This window comes from Streptomyces sp. CNH189, assembly GCF_000527195.1.
Genome location: NZ_AZUS01000009.1, coordinates 191,201 through 206,921 on the forward strand (window position 1 = coordinate 191,201; position 15,721 = coordinate 206,921).

Annotated in this window: 16 protein-coding genes; 8 read left to right on the plus strand and 8 right to left on the minus strand. The window is 73.5% G+C overall.

Features of this window, described 5'->3' with window-relative positions:
* The first annotated feature begins 11 nt into the window (after positions 1 to 11).
* Positions 12 to 1,694 (plus strand): serine/threonine-protein kinase, encoded by a 1,683-nt coding sequence (locus tag B100_RS0114970; protein ID WP_051489998.1) that lies wholly within the window; start codon positions 12 to 14, stop codon positions 1,692 to 1,694.
* Here the strand turns inward: B100_RS0114970 and B100_RS0114975 are convergent.
* Positions 1,678 to 2,484, minus strand: a complete 807-nt coding sequence (locus B100_RS0114975) for an SGNH/GDSL hydrolase family protein (RefSeq protein WP_024885257.1) — start codon at positions 2,482 to 2,484, stop codon at positions 1,678 to 1,680. The genes B100_RS0114970 and B100_RS0114975 overlap by 17 nt on opposite strands.
* A gap of 169 nt (positions 2,485 to 2,653) precedes the next feature.
* On the opposite strand from B100_RS0114975, the gene B100_RS0114980 reads away from it, so the two are divergent.
* Together B100_RS0114980 and B100_RS0114985 are read left to right on the plus strand one after the other, a co-directional pair.
* Positions 2,654 to 3,748 (plus strand): DUF5925 domain-containing protein, encoded by a 1,095-nt coding sequence (locus B100_RS0114980; protein WP_024885258.1) that lies wholly within the window; start codon positions 2,654 to 2,656, stop codon positions 3,746 to 3,748.
* A 16-nt stretch (positions 3,749 to 3,764) separates the two neighbouring features.
* Positions 3,765 to 4,529 (plus strand): DUF72 domain-containing protein, encoded by a 765-nt coding sequence (locus tag B100_RS0114985; RefSeq protein WP_024885259.1) that lies wholly within the window; start codon positions 3,765 to 3,767, stop codon positions 4,527 to 4,529.
* Positions 4,530 to 4,584: 55 nt separating this feature from the next.
* Here the strand turns inward: B100_RS0114985 and B100_RS0114990 are convergent, their stop codons facing one another.
* Complete coding sequence (locus B100_RS0114990) at positions 4,585 to 4,950, minus strand: GntR family transcriptional regulator (RefSeq protein ID WP_024885260.1); 366 nt, start codon at positions 4,948 to 4,950, stop codon at positions 4,585 to 4,587.
* Positions 4,951 to 5,021: 71 nt separating this feature from the next.
* Between B100_RS0114990 and B100_RS0114995 the strand changes: the two genes are divergently transcribed.
* Together B100_RS0114995 and B100_RS0115000 are read left to right on the plus strand one after the other, a co-directional pair.
* Complete coding sequence (locus B100_RS0114995; RefSeq protein ID WP_024885261.1) at positions 5,022 to 5,954, plus strand: GNAT family N-acetyltransferase; 933 nt, start codon at positions 5,022 to 5,024, stop codon at positions 5,952 to 5,954.
* Positions 5,935 to 6,453, plus strand: coding sequence for a ribonuclease FAU-1 family protein (locus tag B100_RS0115000; protein WP_024885262.1), 519 nt, complete (start codon positions 5,935 to 5,937; stop codon positions 6,451 to 6,453). Before B100_RS0114995 ends, B100_RS0115000 begins: the two co-directional genes overlap by 20 nt.
* A 17-nt stretch (positions 6,454 to 6,470) precedes the next feature.
* Here B100_RS0115000 and B100_RS0115005 read toward each other — a convergent pair whose 3' ends face one another.
* Positions 6,471 to 7,091: a class I SAM-dependent methyltransferase gene (locus B100_RS0115005; protein ID WP_024885263.1), complete on the minus strand. Its 621-nt coding sequence runs from the start codon at positions 7,089 to 7,091 to the stop codon at positions 6,471 to 6,473.
* A gap of 138 nt (positions 7,092 to 7,229) precedes the next feature.
* Between B100_RS0115005 and B100_RS37590 the strand changes: the two genes are divergently transcribed.
* Entirely contained in the window at positions 7,230 to 7,364 is a 135-nt protein-coding gene (locus tag B100_RS37590; protein ID WP_106967002.1) for a hypothetical protein, read from the plus strand.
* Positions 7,365 to 7,381: 17 nt separating this feature from the next.
* Here B100_RS37590 and B100_RS0115015 read toward each other — a convergent pair whose 3' ends face one another.
* Positions 7,382 to 7,858 (minus strand): GNAT family N-acetyltransferase, encoded by a 477-nt coding sequence (locus tag B100_RS0115015; RefSeq protein ID WP_024885264.1) that lies wholly within the window; start codon positions 7,856 to 7,858, stop codon positions 7,382 to 7,384.
* Between the two features lie 187 nt (positions 7,859 to 8,045).
* Between B100_RS0115015 and B100_RS0115020 the strand changes: the two genes are divergently transcribed.
* Positions 8,046 to 9,071: a lytic polysaccharide monooxygenase gene (locus B100_RS0115020; protein WP_024885265.1), complete on the plus strand. Its 1,026-nt coding sequence runs from the start codon at positions 8,046 to 8,048 to the stop codon at positions 9,069 to 9,071.
* 74 nt (positions 9,072 to 9,145) lie between these two features.
* Here B100_RS0115020 and B100_RS0115025 read toward each other — a convergent pair whose 3' ends face one another.
* Complete coding sequence (locus B100_RS0115025; RefSeq protein ID WP_024885266.1) at positions 9,146 to 10,009, minus strand: alpha/beta fold hydrolase; 864 nt, start codon at positions 10,007 to 10,009, stop codon at positions 9,146 to 9,148.
* Positions 10,010 to 10,183: 174 nt separating this feature from the next.
* Positions 10,184 to 10,630, minus strand: coding sequence for a MarR family transcriptional regulator (locus B100_RS0115030; protein ID WP_024885267.1), 447 nt, complete (start codon positions 10,628 to 10,630; stop codon positions 10,184 to 10,186).
* An 84-nt stretch (positions 10,631 to 10,714) separates the two neighbouring features.
* Here B100_RS0115030 and B100_RS0115035 point away from each other — a divergent pair, with 84 nt between their 5' ends.
* The gene (locus B100_RS0115035; protein ID WP_024885268.1) at positions 10,715 to 11,089 is read left to right on the plus strand and encodes a cupin domain-containing protein; all 375 of its coding nucleotides are present in this window, start codon (positions 10,715 to 10,717) and stop codon (positions 11,087 to 11,089) included.
* A gap of 30 nt (positions 11,090 to 11,119) precedes the next feature.
* Here B100_RS0115035 and B100_RS0115040 read toward each other — a convergent pair whose 3' ends face one another.
* Positions 11,120 to 12,088: a DinB/UmuC family translesion DNA polymerase gene (locus B100_RS0115040; protein WP_024885269.1), complete on the minus strand. Its 969-nt coding sequence runs from the start codon at positions 12,086 to 12,088 to the stop codon at positions 11,120 to 11,122.
* Entirely contained in the window at positions 12,085 to 15,648 is a 3,564-nt protein-coding gene (locus B100_RS0115045) for a DNA polymerase III subunit alpha (protein WP_024885270.1), read from the minus strand. Before B100_RS0115045 ends, B100_RS0115040 begins: the two co-directional genes overlap by 4 nt.
* Between the last annotated feature and the right edge of the window lie 73 nt (positions 15,649 to 15,721).

Consider the following 15,721-nt stretch of genomic DNA (forward strand, 5'->3'; position numbering starts at 1 on the left):
GCAGTGAGCGGATGATCGCCGGCCGCTACCGGCTGCTGTCGCCGCTGGGCGAGGGCGGCATGGGCACCGTGTGGCGGGCCCGCGACGAGGTGCTGCACCGCGAGGTCGCGGTGAAGGAGGTGCGCGCCCCGGCCGGGTTGCCGGCGTCCGACGTGGAGCGGATGTACGCGCGTCTGGAACGGGAGGCGTGGGCGGCGGCCCGGATCACCGACCGCAACGTGGTCACCGTGTACGACGTGGCGACGGAGGACGGACGGCCGTGGATCGTCATGGAGCTGGTGCGCGGTCTGTCGCTGGCGGAGGTGCTGGACGCCGAGGGCCCGCTGTCGCCTCGGCGGGCGGCGCACATCGGCGCGGAGGTGCTGGCCGCGCTGCGCGCCGCGCACGCGGCGGGAGTGCTGCACCGGGACGTGAAGCCCGCCAACGTGCTGATCGCGAACGACGGCCGGGTGGTGCTCACCGACTTCGGGATCGCCATGGTCGAGGGCAGCTCCGCGCTGACGATGACCGGCGAGGTCGTCGGGTCGCCGGAGTTCCTGGCGCCGGAGCGGGCGTTGGGCCGCACCCCGGGCCCGGAGTCGGACCTGTGGTCGCTCGGTGTGCTGTTGTACGCGGCGGTCGAGGGCCAGTCCCCGTTCCGGCAGGACACCCCGCTGAGCACGCTGCGGGCGATCGTCGACGAGGAGCTGCCGCCGCCGCGCCGGGCGGGTCCGCTCGGGCCGGTGATCGAGGGACTGCTGCGCAAGGATCCCGCCGGACGGCTGCCGGCCGACCAGGCGTTGCGGGATCTGCGGGTCGTCGGCGCCGGGGGCTCGCCGGACGCGGACACGGGGCGTACGGCCTCGTCGTACGCCCCGACGGTGGCGGCGCTTCCGCTGCCGCCGTACTCCGGGGCAGCGGCGTCGGCCTCCGCGGCGCCGGTCGCGGGGACGCCCGTGACGGGGACGCCGACGACCGCCACGGCGCCCGCCGCCCCGCCCGGGCGCGGTCGCCGGAGTGCCGTGCTGCTGGTCGCGGGAGTGGTGCTGCTGGCGCTCGCGCTGGCGGGGCTGTCGTACGCGCTGCTGAACCGGGACGACGGTGGACCGGAGGCCGGCGCCGGCGGGGCCAGTTCGCCCGCCCGGAGCGGCGGCACCGACGACGAGGGCGCCGGCGGGACGGGGCGCACGGATGACCCGGCCACCAACTCGTCCTCGGCGGACGACGGGGACGACGGGGACGACGGGGACGGTGGCGGCGAGGGGCACGAAGGGGAGACCACTCCCTCGGCGCTCACCGTGTCCGTCACGGTGACCGGCGCGCACACGGAGTACTCCGGGGCCTGTCCGCCACCGGAGGACGGGGCGCCCGCGTTCACGGCGACGTTCACGGTGAACCGGCTGCCCGCCGAGGTCTCCTACCGCTGGGCGGCCGAGGACGGTTCGGTGGTGGACCACGGCTGGCGGACCCTGTCGTTCCCCGCGGACGGCGGGAGGACGCGGCAGGACACCGTGGTGGTGCGGACGTACGCGGAGAGCGGCACGTTCCACAGCCGGATCGGGGTCGAGGTGCGCCAGCCGGTGCGGGCGACGTCGAAGACCGTGCCGTTCTCGGTGGTGTGCGAGACGGAGACCCCGCCGGACGGGGCCTCCGCCTCGGCGTCCGGTGCGGACGGCGGCGGGTATTGGGCCCGCGGGGTCAGGCCGCCGAGTTGAGCACGGGGAGGTAGCCGCCGGACTGTCCGGAGGCCTTCGGGTGGTACGAGTTGCCGATGTTCAGCCAGTCCACGCTGTGCAGCCAGGAGTCGCCGGAGCAGATCTCGTGGCCGGTGAACGTGGTGCGGACGTCACCGAAGGTGAAGCCGTACGCCCGGGAGCGCTGGGCGATGGCGGTGTTGAGGTGGTCGGAGGCGTCGTTGATCGCCTTCCGCTTGGTCTCGGAGAGGCCGATGCAGGTGGCGCCGAGCCGGTAGAAGCGGGGGTAACCGAGCACCACGACGTGGGCGTTGGGTGCGCGGTCGCGGATGGCCGTGTAGACGCCGTCGAGCCTGCCGGGCAGCGTCGAGTCGACGAAGGCACGGGCGGTGGCGATGCGGGAGAGGCAGGAGCTGTCGGACTGGAGCACACAGGTCGTCATGACGTCGGCGAAACCGGCGTCGTTGCCGCCGATGCTGATCGAGACGAGGGCGGTGCTCGCGGAGAGCGGGCCGAGCTGCCCGGAGAGGACATCACCCGTTCGGGCGCCCGAGCAGGCGGTGAAGGAGAAGGACGAGGGTGAGTTGGCGGCCGCCCAGAGGTAGGGGTGGGCCTTCGTGCTGCGCTTGCAGTCGCCGCTGGAGGAGATGTAGCTGCCGGCGCCGACACCGGAGGAGTAGGAGTCGCCGAGGGCCACGTACGGCCCGGGGGCCGTCTGTGGTGACGCGTGCGCCGCGGCCGCCCCTGTGAGGGCGGTGGTGACGGCGAGGAGGAGAGTGCCGAGGAAGAGAACAAGTCGGGAACGTCTCATGGAACCTCCCTTTAGCAGGATCTCTGCCTCAACCGTCGTACCGCCTACGCGTGTTGAGTGGAAGTGTTCATGCCAAAACTATTACCGTTGAGTACCGGACGAACACCCGCGCACCGGCGCACCCGGCAAATCGGGTGCACGGGGCCCGCGCGTGACCGATCATGGCGACATGTCCTCCCACCCGCACGACGCACTGCCGATCCGGCTCAACGTCGACGACAACGACTCCCCGTCCGACGTCGTCGACGCGCTGTTCCTCGGCCGTTTCGCGACGGGCGAGCAGCCCTTCTCGCACGCCGTCTCCATCGACCGGGTGCGCTCCGGGGCGACCCTGCTGCCCCCGCACGCCCGGGTGCTGCGGCTCGCCAAGGACGACGACCGCAGCGCCACCCTGGCCGAGGGGGACGGCTGGACGCTGCTGATCTCCCGCTGGAGCCGGGGCGCCGACGTCACGGTGACCGCGACCAGCGCCGAACTGGCGGCCAAGGTCCTGGACGAGGCGACCGAGGGCGCGGCGGACGAACCCGAACCGCAGCCGGAGAACGTCACCATGGGGTTCTGGTACGTCTCCCCGCGCCGCGGCCCGCACCGCACCACCCGGCAGATCGCGGCCGGCACCTGGGAGGAGATCCGGCCCAACTACACGGCTCCGGTCGCGGACGCGATGGACCGTCTGATGAAGACCACCCCCGAGGACATCTCGGGCCGGCTGCTCCTGCTGCACGGTCCGCCGGGCACCGGCAAGACCTCCGCGCTGCGCACCCTGGCCCGGTCCTGGCGGGACTGGTGCCAGGTGGACTGCGTCCTGGACCCCGAGCGGCTCTTCTCCGACGTCGGCTACCTCATGGACATCGCGATCGGCGAGGAGGACGCGTCCGGCAAGAACCGCTGGCGGCTGCTGCTCCTGGAGGACTGCGACGAGCTGATCCGGGGCGAGGCCAAGCACACGGCGGGTCAGGCGCTGTCCCGGCTGCTGAACCTGACCGACGGTCTGCTCGGCCAGGGCCGCAACGTGCTGGTGGGCGTCACCACCAACGAGGACCTGGAGCGCCTGCACCCGGCCGTGGTGCGTCCGGGCCGCTGCCTGGCGCGGATCGAGGTGGGCCAACTGACCCGCACGGAGGCGGTGGACTGGCTGGGCCGCGAGGAGGGCGTCGGACGCGAGGGGGCGAGCCTCGCCGAGCTGTACGCCCTGCGCCGGGGCACCTCCCCGACCTCCCTGCCGGAACCGCGCGGCGACGCGGACGCGGGCCTGTACCTGTAGCAGCCGGGAGGGCCGCATGCCGCTGCTGGTCGGGACCTCGGGATGGCAGTACAAGGACTGGCGCGGGGTGCTGTACCCGCCCGGTCTGCCGGTACGGCTGTGGCTGGAGGAGTACGCGGCCGCCTTCGCCACCGTCGAGGTCAACAACGCCTTCTACCGGCTGCCGTCCCGGGAGACCTTCGAGTCCTGGCGGGAGCGCACCCCGCCGGGCTTCGTCGTCGCCCTCAAGGCCAGCCGCTACCTGACGCACATCAAGCGGCTGCGGGACCCCGAGGAGCCGGTGGAGCGCCTGATGGACCGGGCCGCCGGCCTCGGCGACCGGCTGGGCCCCGTCCTCCTCCAGCTCCCGCCGACGCTCCAGGCCGACCCCGCGCTGCTGGACGCCTGCCTGCGCCGTTTCCCCGCGTCGACGCGGGTGGCGGTCGAGCCGCGCCATCCGTCGTGGTGGGCACCGCAGGTGCGGGCGGTGCTGGAATCCCGGGGCGCCGCGCTGTGCTGGGCCGACGTGCTGTCCCGCCCCGTCACCCCGCTCTGGCGCACCACGGACTGGGGTTACGTGCGCTTCCACCAGGGCCGCGCCCACCCCTGGCCCCACTACGGCCGCCAGGCCCTGCGCACCTGGCTGGACCGCATCACCACCACCTGGCCCGCGACCGCGGACGTCCACACCTACTTCAACAACGACCCCAACGCGGCAGCGGTCCACAACGCCAGAACGTTGATCGACATGACGCCCTCGAAGGCCCTCGGGCAACGGCGCACTCAACCCCCGCCCCCCTAAGGGGCGCGGGGAACTGCGCGCTCACGCCCAACGCACCCGCAGCCGGCGCGCGACCTCACTCAGAAACCGCCCGCAACGCATCCCTCACAGCGGCCAGCGCCACCTCCTCCCCCACCCCCAACCGCCGCACCCGCTCGGCGAAAACCTCCGCCGCGGCGGCAACCTCCCGCTCCGCCGCCGGCCCCGCCGCAGCGATCACCGTCCCGTTACGCCCCCGCGTCTCGATCACCCCGTCCGCCTCGAGCGCCCGGTACGCCTTCGCCACCGTGTTCGCCGCGAGGCCGAGCGTCTCGGCCAGCCCCCGCACCGTCGGCAGCCGGTACCCCACGGGCAGCGCCCCCGACCGTGCCTGCTCGGAGATCTGCGCCCGCACCTGCTCGTACGGCGGCGCCCCGTCTTCGATATGGATCTGCACACTCACGCCGCGATTCTCGCGCACCCCCGGAAAAATGGGAGGCACCCCCACCTCACTTCCTCGTAGCGTCCCCCCACATGACTGTGACCGTCCGCGATCTCCGCCCCGAAGCCCGGGCAGACCTGGAGGGCTTCGCCCGCGTACGGCAGGCCGCCCTGCCGTTCGTCCTCGTCACCCCGGAGTCCCTCGCCCACGACCTCACCCATCTGCACCCCGACGCCCACTACCGCCCCCTCGTGGCCGTGGACGACGAGGGTGAGGTGATCGGCACGGCCCAGGTGCACCTGACCCACGACAGCACCGTGCGGGGCCAGGCCAACCTCAACGTCTACGTGCACCCCCGGCACACCCGCCGGGGCGCGGGGACGGTGCTGGTGCGCGCCGCCGAGGAGCACCTGGCCGCGCACGGGGCGGCCAAGCTGTTCGCCTGGGTGCTGGACGAGCCCGGCAACCGCGCGTTCGCCGAGACGCACGGCTACCGGGCGAGCCGCGCCGCGCACTTCCTGCGTCTGGACCTCGCACACGGCACGCTGCCCCCGCTCCAGGACCCGCCGCCCGGCGTGGAGCTGCGTCCGGGCTCGGACTACGCCGACGACCCCCGCCCGCTGTTCGCACTGGACGCGGAGACCACGGCGGACGAACCGAGCGACGTGGACACCGAGTTCACCGACTACGAGGCGTGGCTCAGGGAGACCTGGCAGCACCCGCTGTTCAGCCCCGAGCTGACCACGGTGGCCCTGGTCGACGGCCGTCCCGCCGCGTTCTCCGCGGCCCGCACGGACGGCGGCACCCGGTACGGCACGGTCATGACGGGGACGGCCCGCGCCCACCGCGGTCAGGGCCTGGCCAAGCTCGCCAAGAACGACTCGCTGCACCGCGCCCGCGCCGCCGGGCTCACGGAGGCCTTCACCGGCAACGACACCGGGAACGGCCCGATGATCGCGATCAACAAGTGGTTCGGCTACGAAGTCTGCGCCACGGAGGTGCGGTATGTCCGCGAACTCGGCTGACCCGGCCCTCTCGGCCGACGGTCCGGCCACGGTGGAGGTGGTCCTCGTCAAGGCGGGCCGCACGAAGATCCGGTACCCGGCGGCCCTGCTCGCCGACGACGGCACCCGGGTCAGTGTGCGCGCCCCGTGGGCGGGCGAGGGTGTGCGCGACTTCGGCTTCGTCCGGTTCGAGCCCGGGGACGTCTTCACGGAGCACTACTGGCGCGACCGCTGGTACTCCGTGAAGGAGGTGCGCACCTCCGCGGGGACCCTCAAGGGCCACTACTGCGACGTCACCCGTCCCGCCGAGGTGTCCGCCGGGCGCCTGGTCGTCGAGGACCTCGACCTGGACCTGTGGGTGTCCGCGGACGGCACGGACGTACGGCGGCTGGACGAGGACGAGTTCGCGGCGAGCGGTCTGTCCACGACGGACCCGGCCGCCGCGGCGGCGGCGGTGGCCGCCCTCGACGAGCTGGACGCCCTGGCCCGGGGGGCGGGCCTCGCGACCCTGATCGGCTGAGAGACCGCCGGGCCGGTTCAGTCCCGCAGGGCGACCACCGCGTACCGCTCGTCGTCGACCGCGCGCCCCCACAGCGCCGGGTCCCCGGACAGCCGCTCCACGCGCGCCCGCGCGGCGAGCGGGGCGAGGAGGGCGGTGAGCCGGTCCGCGGGTATCCCGACCGGGCTCACGGTCCCCCACACCCCCTCGACCAGCACGAGCCGTCCGCCCGGCCGCAGCAGGTCGTGCCAGCGCCGCAGGGCCCGGTCCGGCTCGGGCAGCGTCCACAGCACGTGCCGGACGAGGACGGCGTCGTACCGCTCGTCGTCGACGGGAGGGGCTGCCGCGTCGCCGGTGAGGAACACCGCGTGCCGCCCGGCGAGCTTCTGCCGGGCCAGCTCGACCATCGCCGGGGACCGGTCCACGCCGGTGACGCGGTGTCCCTGTTCGGCCGCGAGGAGGGAGAGGCTGCCGGTGCCGCAGCCGAGGTCGAGGACGTCGCCGGGCCGGCCCGGCAGCCAGTCCTTCAGCCGCGCGGCCCAGGCGGCACGCACCCCCGGGTCGCGCAGCCCGTGGTCCGGCTCCTCGTCGAATGAGGCCGCCCGCGCGTCCCAGTCGACACCGTCCGCGTCCGTACCGTCACCGTGATGCAAGGTCATGGCATCAGCGTGACACCTGCCACTGACACTCGATTCGTGACCGGTGCCACAGACACGACGGGACGGATGAGGAACTCTCCCCCGAAAGGTTCGCCGCCGTGAGAACACGGAACCCGGTGGACCCGCGAGGAGGCAGCCATGCGCCGAGTCACCGTGCAGAAGCCCCCGAGGAAGACGGACAGCCGCCGGGTCCGCGAGGAGACCGAGGAGCGTCCCACGGGACGGCCCGAGGTCCGCGAGGACGTCGCCCGCACCTGGTGGCCCGACGGCTGAGCGCGCCGCCGCGGGGTTCAGCGCAGCCGCTTGCGGTAGTGGATCCGGTCGTACGGCCCGGTCGTCCCGCGCTCGACGGCCTCGTAGCCGAATCTCGGGTAGATCCTCTGGTTCTCCCACATCATGGCGTTCGTGAAGAGCCTGATCTCGGGCAGTCCGAGCGCCCGTGCCCGGTCCTCCGCGAACTCCAGCAGCAGCCGCCCCAGCCCGGTACCCCGGGCGTCGGGGCGGACGGCGACGACGTCCAGGTACAGGTGGTCCGGGCGCGGCTCCAGGACGACCAGCCCAGCCACCCGTACGGGCCCGCCCCCACCCTCGTCCGGGATCTCCGCGACGAACACCCGCCCCGCGGCCACGTTCGCCGCGTGGTCCGCCTCCATGGGCACCGGTACGACTCCGATCCGGGCGATGTAGGGCCGGAAGGCCGCGTCGACCACCGCCCGCACGGCCGGTACGTCGGCGGCGACGGCCGGCCGGATCCGCGCGTTCGTCATGCCCGCACCGTACCTACCTGATCCCAGTCCGAACGCTCCCTTAAAGCGACATTAAGGATCTCCGCGCACCGCCCTCACCGGGCGATTTCCGGGTTCCGCGGGGCTACGTTCTGAGCCACCCCCACGGGATCCCCCGGGGTTCACCCCCAGAGATCCGTCGTTCGTCGTGTCGAGGAGTTGCTGCCCCATGTCCGCACGCCGCAAGGCCGCTGTCGCCGCCGTCGGTCTCGCCCCGCTCGCCCTCACCGGCCTGGCCGCCGCGCCGGCCGCCGCCCACGGTTCGATGGGCGACCCGGCCAGCCGGGTCTTCCAGTGCTTCGGCGAGGGGCCGGAGAGTCCGACGTCCGAGGCATGCAAGGCGGCCGTCACGGCCGGCGGCACCCAGGCGCTGTACGACTGGAACGGCGTCCGCATCGGCGACGCGGGCGGACGCCACCAGGAGCTCATCCCGGACGGCAAGCTGTGCAGCGCCGGCAACGAGGCGTTCAAGGGGCTCGATCTGACCCGCGCCGAGTGGCCTGCGACGAGCGTGTCCAGCGGCCCGTACACCTTCAAGTACCGGGTGACGGCCCCGCACAAGGGGACCTTCACGGTGTACGTCACCAAGCCCGGTTACGACCCGTCGCAGCCGCTGGCCTGGGACGACCTGGACCTGGCGAACCCGGTGGCGACGTCCACCGACCCGGCCGCGTCGGGCGGCTTCTACACCTTCTCCGGCACCTTGCCCGAGCGCTCCGGCAAGCAGCTGCTGTACGCGGTGTGGCAGCGCTCGGACAGCCCGGAGGCGTTCTACTCCTGCTCCGACGTCACCTTCGGCGGCGCGCAGGCCGGTGGGGGCGGGACCGGCGGCGGTGAGGCGGACGGCGGAGAGGCGCCCGCGGAGGCGGACACTCCGAAGGAGGCGCCCGCCCCGGCACCGGCGGCCTCCGCCCCGTCCGAGGAGCAGATCGAGGCCGGTGCGGAGAAGTCGACGGTCGAGAACCACGGGCACGGTGACGACGACCCCGCCACCACGGCCGACCCGGTCGCGGCGGACGCCGGCACGGGCAACGAGCTGAAGGCGGCCGGCGGCGGGCAGAACCTGGCGGAGACCGGCGGTGACGCGGGGACGCCGTATCTGATGATCGGCGGGGCCGCGGCGCTGGCGCTCGGCTCGGCTGCGCTGTTCGCCTCGGCGCGGCGGCGCACGGCGACCGGGCGGCACGGCCGCTGAACCGGCGGCGGGTCCCTGTCCGGCGGCTCAGGCCGGACAGGGACCCGCCGTTCGTGACGTACCGATGACACGTGTCAGCTGAACACGGAGGCGCAGGTGGTCCGTTTCGCGTGGGCCGGGTCGAGGGCGTTCGCCACCTCGTGGAAGGCGATCCGGTCGAGCAGCCCGATCGCCAGATGCTCGGACAGGTCGACCGGACAGAGGTCCTGAAGCACCACGTTCCGCACGTTCGGCCCGGTCAGGAAGGCACTGCGGTACGGGGTGACGACCTGGTCGTACCTGGTGGCGATGACGGTGTAGCGGACGCCGGGCACGGTGTCGCCGCCGGCGTTGAGCTTGGTGAGGAAGGCGGAGCCGGCGACCTGGTCGGCGAGGGCGGGGGTGGCCTCGCTCAGCAGGTCCTCGGCGCCGGGGAAGTACGGCAGGAGCGCGGTGAGGCCGCCGAGGGTGGTGCCGTGGTTGCTGGGCGCGATGCCGACGAGGGCGTTCACCTCGGCGGCGCCGCCGAGGAACTTGAGGTAGTGGCGGGGCATCATGCCGCCCTGGGAGTGGCCCACGATGTCGGCCTTCGCGGCGCCGGTCGCGGCGAGCACCCGGTCGACGTAGGCGTCGAGCTGTTCGGCGGACTTCTCGACGGGGCCGAGGCCGTGGAAGAAGGGGACGCCGGGGAGCTGGCCGTAGTCGAGGGAGAAGACGCAGTAGCCACGGTTCTTCAGATAGGGCGCGAGGCCCAGCCAGTTGTCGACGGAGTTGCCGAAGGTGCCGTGGACCAGGACGACGGGACGGGGGTGGGCGGCGGAGGGCTTGCACGTGAAGTCGTTCCAGCCGGAGCTGGGCGCGGCGGCGGCCTGTGCGCTCGCCGCGGTGGGGACGGTGACGGCGGCCGCGGCCAGCAGGAACGCGGCCAGCGGTCTGATCACCCGCTTCCAGGGCAGCATCGTGTGATCTCCTTGCGGCTCAAGGGGGAAGGGTGGGGTCCTACGCCCTGTGATCCGGATCACGGGATGCTGTTCACTCATCAAGTTACGGGCGAGTAGGAAGACCGGGAAGTTACGGGTCGGTAAAAACTCTCCCCGTCACCGCACGATCACCCGCCACCGCCTGATAAGGCGTCACCAAGCGGGACGAATCGCCCCGTCGGGTGCGATACGCGTCAACTGCATGCAGAGAGTGGACAGTTCCGGCTCCCCCAGCACCTCGCTCCAGGCTCGCACCACCTCCGCCGCCGCCTCCTCGGCCGCCCGGGTGCAGGCCCGCCCCGCCTCGGTCAGCACCACCAGCCGCGCCCGCGCGTCCACGGGATGAGGGCGGCGCTCGGCGTACCCCTTGCGCACCAGCTCGTCGACGAGCTGACTCGCGGCCTGCTTGGTCACCCCGAGGTGGACCGCGAGATCGGTGACCGTCGCGCCGTCCGGGGCGAGCCGGGCGAAGGCGAACCCGTGGGCGGGCCGCAGGCCCTCGAACCCGCGCGCGACCACGCCGTCATGGATGCGCCGGGTGAGGTCTCCGGCGACGGCGAGCAGGGTGGCGGACAGGGCCATGGCCTCGGAGTTCTGCACGGGGAACATTCAAGCACCTTGACGAAACAGTCAAGGTGCTTGACCATATAGTCAAGCTCCTTGACCATTATCAGGAGGTTCCGCATGCCTGTCGTCCGCCCGTCCGATGCCGTCGTCCACGAGATGCACGGCGCCCGCTTCGTCTCGTACGCCACCCCCGCGACCGGCAGCAGGGAGCTGTGCGCCTGGCGGGGCGAGATCCCCGCCGGCACCCGGGCGCCCGCGCACACCGTCAGCCGCGAGGAGATCTTCCATCTGCTCGCCGGCGAACTGCTGATCACCCTCGACGGCACCCCGCACCGGATCACCGCCGGCGACACCGTGATCGTCAACGCCGGCGCGACGCTCGCCGTGGAGAACCCTGCCACCGAGGCCGCCGTCTCCTGGGTGACCACCTCCCAGGGACTGGAGGCGACGCTGACCGACGGCACACGCATCGCGCCGCCGTGGGCCAACTGAGCCCGCCCCGTCAGGTCAGGTCAGGTCAGGTCAGGCGGCCAGCGTGCCCGGGATCACCGCGTGGGGGCCGAACTTCGCCCGGACCCGGTCCGCGACCTCCTCGATCCTGCGCACCTTCTCGTCCACCGGATCGAAGGTGAGCTGGTGGGAGGCCTGTTCGGCGGAGTCGAGACCCTCCGCGCGCAGCACCACCGCGCGCACCCGGGCGCGCTGCAGACCGAGCGCCTCGTACAGGCCGTACGCCGCCCTGGTGAGCGCGGGCGAGTGCGCGGTCGGCTCGGGGAGCGTGCGGGTGCGGGTGGTCGCCGACCGGTCGGCGTAGCGGACGGTGAGGGTGAGGCCGCGGCAGACCTGGTCCAGCGCGCGCAGCCGGGCGCCCAGCTCCTCGGCGGCCGAGAGCAGGGCGCGGCGGTGCCGGCCGGGGTCCAGTTCGTCGCGGGTGAAGGGGCGTTCGGTGGCCAGTGACCGGGAGACGGCGTCGGGCACGACCCGGCCGCGGTCGACGCCGTTCGCCTTCTCGTGCAGCTCGCGTCCGGCGCGGGCGCCCACCAGCCGCTGGAGCGTGGACAGCGGGGCGGCGGCGACCCGGCCCAGGCTGTCCAGGCCGTACTCGCACAGGGTGCGGGCGGTCTTGGTGCCGACGCCGGGCAGCGCCACGACGGGCTGCCCGGCGAGGAACTCCCGCACCTCGTCCTCGGCCACCGCGCGGGTCAGCCCCGGCCGGGCCTCCCGCAGCGCCATGCGGGCCAGCATCGGGCCGGGACCGGCGCCGATCACGCAGTCGACGCCGTGCAGGGCGAGGGCTCGCACCCGGATCACCGAGGCCAGTTCCACCGCGGTGCGCCCGAAGTACCGTTCGGCGCCGCGCAGATCGGCCAGCGCGCCGTCCGGCGGCAGGGCCTGCACGACGGGGGTGAACTCCTCCAGCAGGCCGAGCAGCCCCGGCAGGGCCGCCTCGTCCACCGGCGGCAGCTGGAAACGTACGCAGAGAATGGTCATCCCGCACTCCCCGGACTCTGGTGCCACAACTTCCTTCCCACCGCGGGCCCTTCGCCCGCGGGGCGCAGATCGGCCCAGGGGTGCATCTCGTACCCCGTGGGCATGCGGATCGTCCGCTCCTCCATCGGATCCCGGGCCGCCGAACCGGCCGGCGCGGGCAGTCCGTCCGAACCGGCCAGCCGCCTGCGGGCCGGGGCGCCCTCGTCGTCGGCGGCCCCGGAGCCGTTGCCGGCCGGGGCGGCGAGCCGCGCGGCGACCCCTTCCAGTCCCTCCTCCCGGCGGATCTCCAGCAGGTCGGCGAGGTTCCAGGCGGCGGAGCCGACCACGCTGAAGCTGCGCGGGCCGCGCCGCTGCACCACCCCGCGCACCAGCAGCAGCCAGGAGTGGAAGACGGTGTGGGCGCAGGCGTCGTGCGAGTCGTCGAAGAAGGCGAGGTCGACCAGGCCCGTGCCGTCGTCCAGGGTGGAGAAGATGACCCGCCGCCCGGAGCGGACGGGCGGGGTCTGGGTGGCCGCCTTGGCGCCCGCGACCAGCACCGTCTCCCCGTGCCGCAGCTCGCGCAGCCGCCGCGCGGAGACCACGCCCAGCTCCTTGAGGAAGGTGCCGTGGTCGTCCATCAGATGGCGGGAGGCGTCCATGGACAGCACGCCGAGTTCGGCGCTGAGCTTCTCCGGCTCGGTGAGGTCGGGCAGCCCGGCGGAGGCGGTCCGCCGGCCGCCGGACAGCGGGAGCTGGTCGCCACGTCCGCCGCGGGCGCCGCGGTGCAGTTCGGTCAGGTGCAGTTGCAGGTCGCGGCGGTTGGCGCCGAACGCGTCCAGCGCGCCGACCTGGGCGAGCCGCCCGGCGAGCGGGCGGCTGGGCCGGGCCCGCTCCCAGAAGTCGAGCAGTGAGGCGTACGGCTGTCCCTCGGCGATCCGCTCCGCCTCGGCCTCGCTGATGCCGTGCACGTCGGAGAGCGCCAGACGCAGCCCCCAGACCCGCTTCCCGCCCTTCGGGTCGCCCTTCGACGCCCCCTTCACATCCCCCGATTCAGACACCAGTTCGATCCTATGGGTGACCCCTGACTTGTTCACGTCCAGCGGCAGCACCGGCACCCCCCGCCTCCGCGCGTCCGCCAGCAGCAGCCGCTTGGGGTACATCCCGGGGTCATGGGTGAGCAGCCCGGCGTAGAAGGCGGCCGGATGGTGCGCTTTCAGCCACGTCGACTGGTACGTCGGCACGGCGAAGGCGACCGCGTGCGCCTTGCAGAAGCCGTAGGAGCCGAAGGCCTCGACGATCTCCCAGGTGCGCTGAATCGTTTCCGCGTCGTAGCCGCGGGCCGCCGCGTGCTGCGCGAACCACACCTTGATCCGCCCCTGCGACTCCGGGTCGGACAGCCCGCGCCGTACCCGGTCCGCCTCGCCGCGCCCGCAGCCGGTCAGCACCGAGACGATGTCGATGACCTGCTCGTGGAAGACCACGACGCCGTACGTCCCCTTCAGCGCCTCCTCCAGGTCCGGGTGCGGGTAGCGCACCGGGGCCCGCCCGTGCCGCGCCTCGATGAACGGCCGCACCATGTCGGCGGCGACCGGCCCGGGCCGGAACAGCGAGATGTCCACGACCAGGTCGTGGAAGGTGGACGGCTGGAGCCGCCCGACCAGGTCCCGCTGTCCGGGGGACTCGATCTGGAAGCAGCCGAGTGTCTCGGTGGACCGGATCAGCCCGTACGTCGCCGGATCGTCCTCCGGCACCGCGTCCAGGTCGATCCGCTCCCCCGTCGCCCGCTCCACCTCGGTGACCGCGTGCGCCATCGCCGACTGCATCCGCACGCCCAGCACGTCCAGCTTGAGCAGCCCGAGGTCCTCCACGTCGTCCTTGTCGAACTGGGCCATCGGGAAGCCCTCGCCGCTGGTCGGCATGACCGGTGTGCGGGACAGCAGGGAGGCGTCGGACAGCAGCACCCCGCAGGGGTGCATGGCGATGCCGCGCGGGAGCGCGTCGAGGGCCTCGACCAGCTCCCACAGCCTGCCGTACTTCTCCTTCTCCCCCGCCAGCTGCCTCAGTTCGGGCAGTTCCTCGAGCGCCGCGCGGGCGTCCCGGGCGCGGATGTGCGGGAAGGACTTGGCCACCCGGTCGATCTCGGCCGGGTCCATGGACAGCGCGGCGCCGACGTCCCGGATGGCGTGGCGTACGCGGTAGGTCTCCGGCATGGCGACCGTGGCGACCCGCTCGGTGCCGAACCGGCCGATGATCGCGCGGTAGACCTCCAGCCGCCGCGCCGACTCCACGTCGATGTCGATGTCCGGCAGCACCACCCGTTCCTTGGACAGGAAGCGCTCCATCAGCAGCCCGTGCTCGACCGGGTCGGCGTGCGCGATGCCGAGCAGGTGGTTGACCAGGGAGCCGGCGCCGGAGCCCCGCGCGGCGACCCGGATCCCCATGTCCCGTACGTCGTCGACGACCTGGGAGACGGTGAGGAAGTAGGAGGCGAAGCCGTGGTGGGCGATGATGTCCAGCTCACGGTGCATCCGCTCCCAGTACTCCCGGCGGCCGTCGTAGCCGCGCAGCACCATGCCCGCGCTCGCGCGGGAGGCCAGCGCCCGCTGGGCGGTGCGGCGGCCCGCGCCGACCAGGTGCGGCTCGGGGAAGTGGACGCTGCCCATGCCGAGGTCGTCCTCGGGGTCGACCAGGCACGCGGCGGCCGTCGCCTGGGTCTGGTCGAGCAGCCGCAGGGCGGCCTCGCGCCGGAAGCCGGCGGCCTCGACGATCCGCTCGGCGGCCCGCAGCATGGCGCCCTCGTCCTTGAGCCAGGCCTCCCCCGGGTCCAGCCCTTGGTCCGGGTCGACGGGGACCAGCCGGCGGGCGGCGTCCAGCACGTCGGCGACCGGACCGAGGCCGGGGTCGGCGTAACGGACGGCGTTGCTGAGCACGGGCCGTACGTGCTGCTCGGCGGCGAAGCCCAGGGTGCGGGCGGCCAGCCGCAGCGAGCCGGGCCCGGTGCCGGTACGGCCGTGCCAGACGGTCTCCAGGCGCAGGGCGTCGCCGTACACCTCCCGCCAGGGGGCGAGAAGCCGGGCGGCACGGTCGGGGCGGCCGGCGGCGAGGGCGCGGCCGACGTCGGAGTCGGGGCCGAGCAGGACGGTCAGGCCGTCGGCGTGGTTGTCCTCCCACGACAGCCGCGGGAGGCCGTCCGCCGTGTGGGCGGCGGAGACCAGCCGGCACAGGTCGGCCCAGCCTCGGGCGCCGTCCCGGGCGAGGAAGGTGACGCGCGGTGTCGACTCGTCGATGAAGGCACCGCCGCGTACCGGGGTGCGGCGCCGGTCCCGCCGGACGGAGACGTCCCCGGGGGCGGGGGCGGCCGTCGGGGCGGTCACCGCCAGCTCCGCGCCGAACAGCGGACGGACGCCGGCCTTCGCGCAGGCCTTGGCGAAGCGGACGGACCCGGCGAGGGTGTCGCGATCGGTGAGGGCGAGGGCGTCCATGCCCCGCTCCGAGGCCCGCTCGGCCAGCCGCTCCGGGTGCGAGGCGCCGTAGCGCAGGGAGAACCCGGAGACGGTGTGCAGATGCGTGAAACCCGGCACACGCACCTCCCGCACTCTGAGTCCCGACCGCCTATCGAACAACTGTTCCCAGTCACCTCACCCCCACCATAGA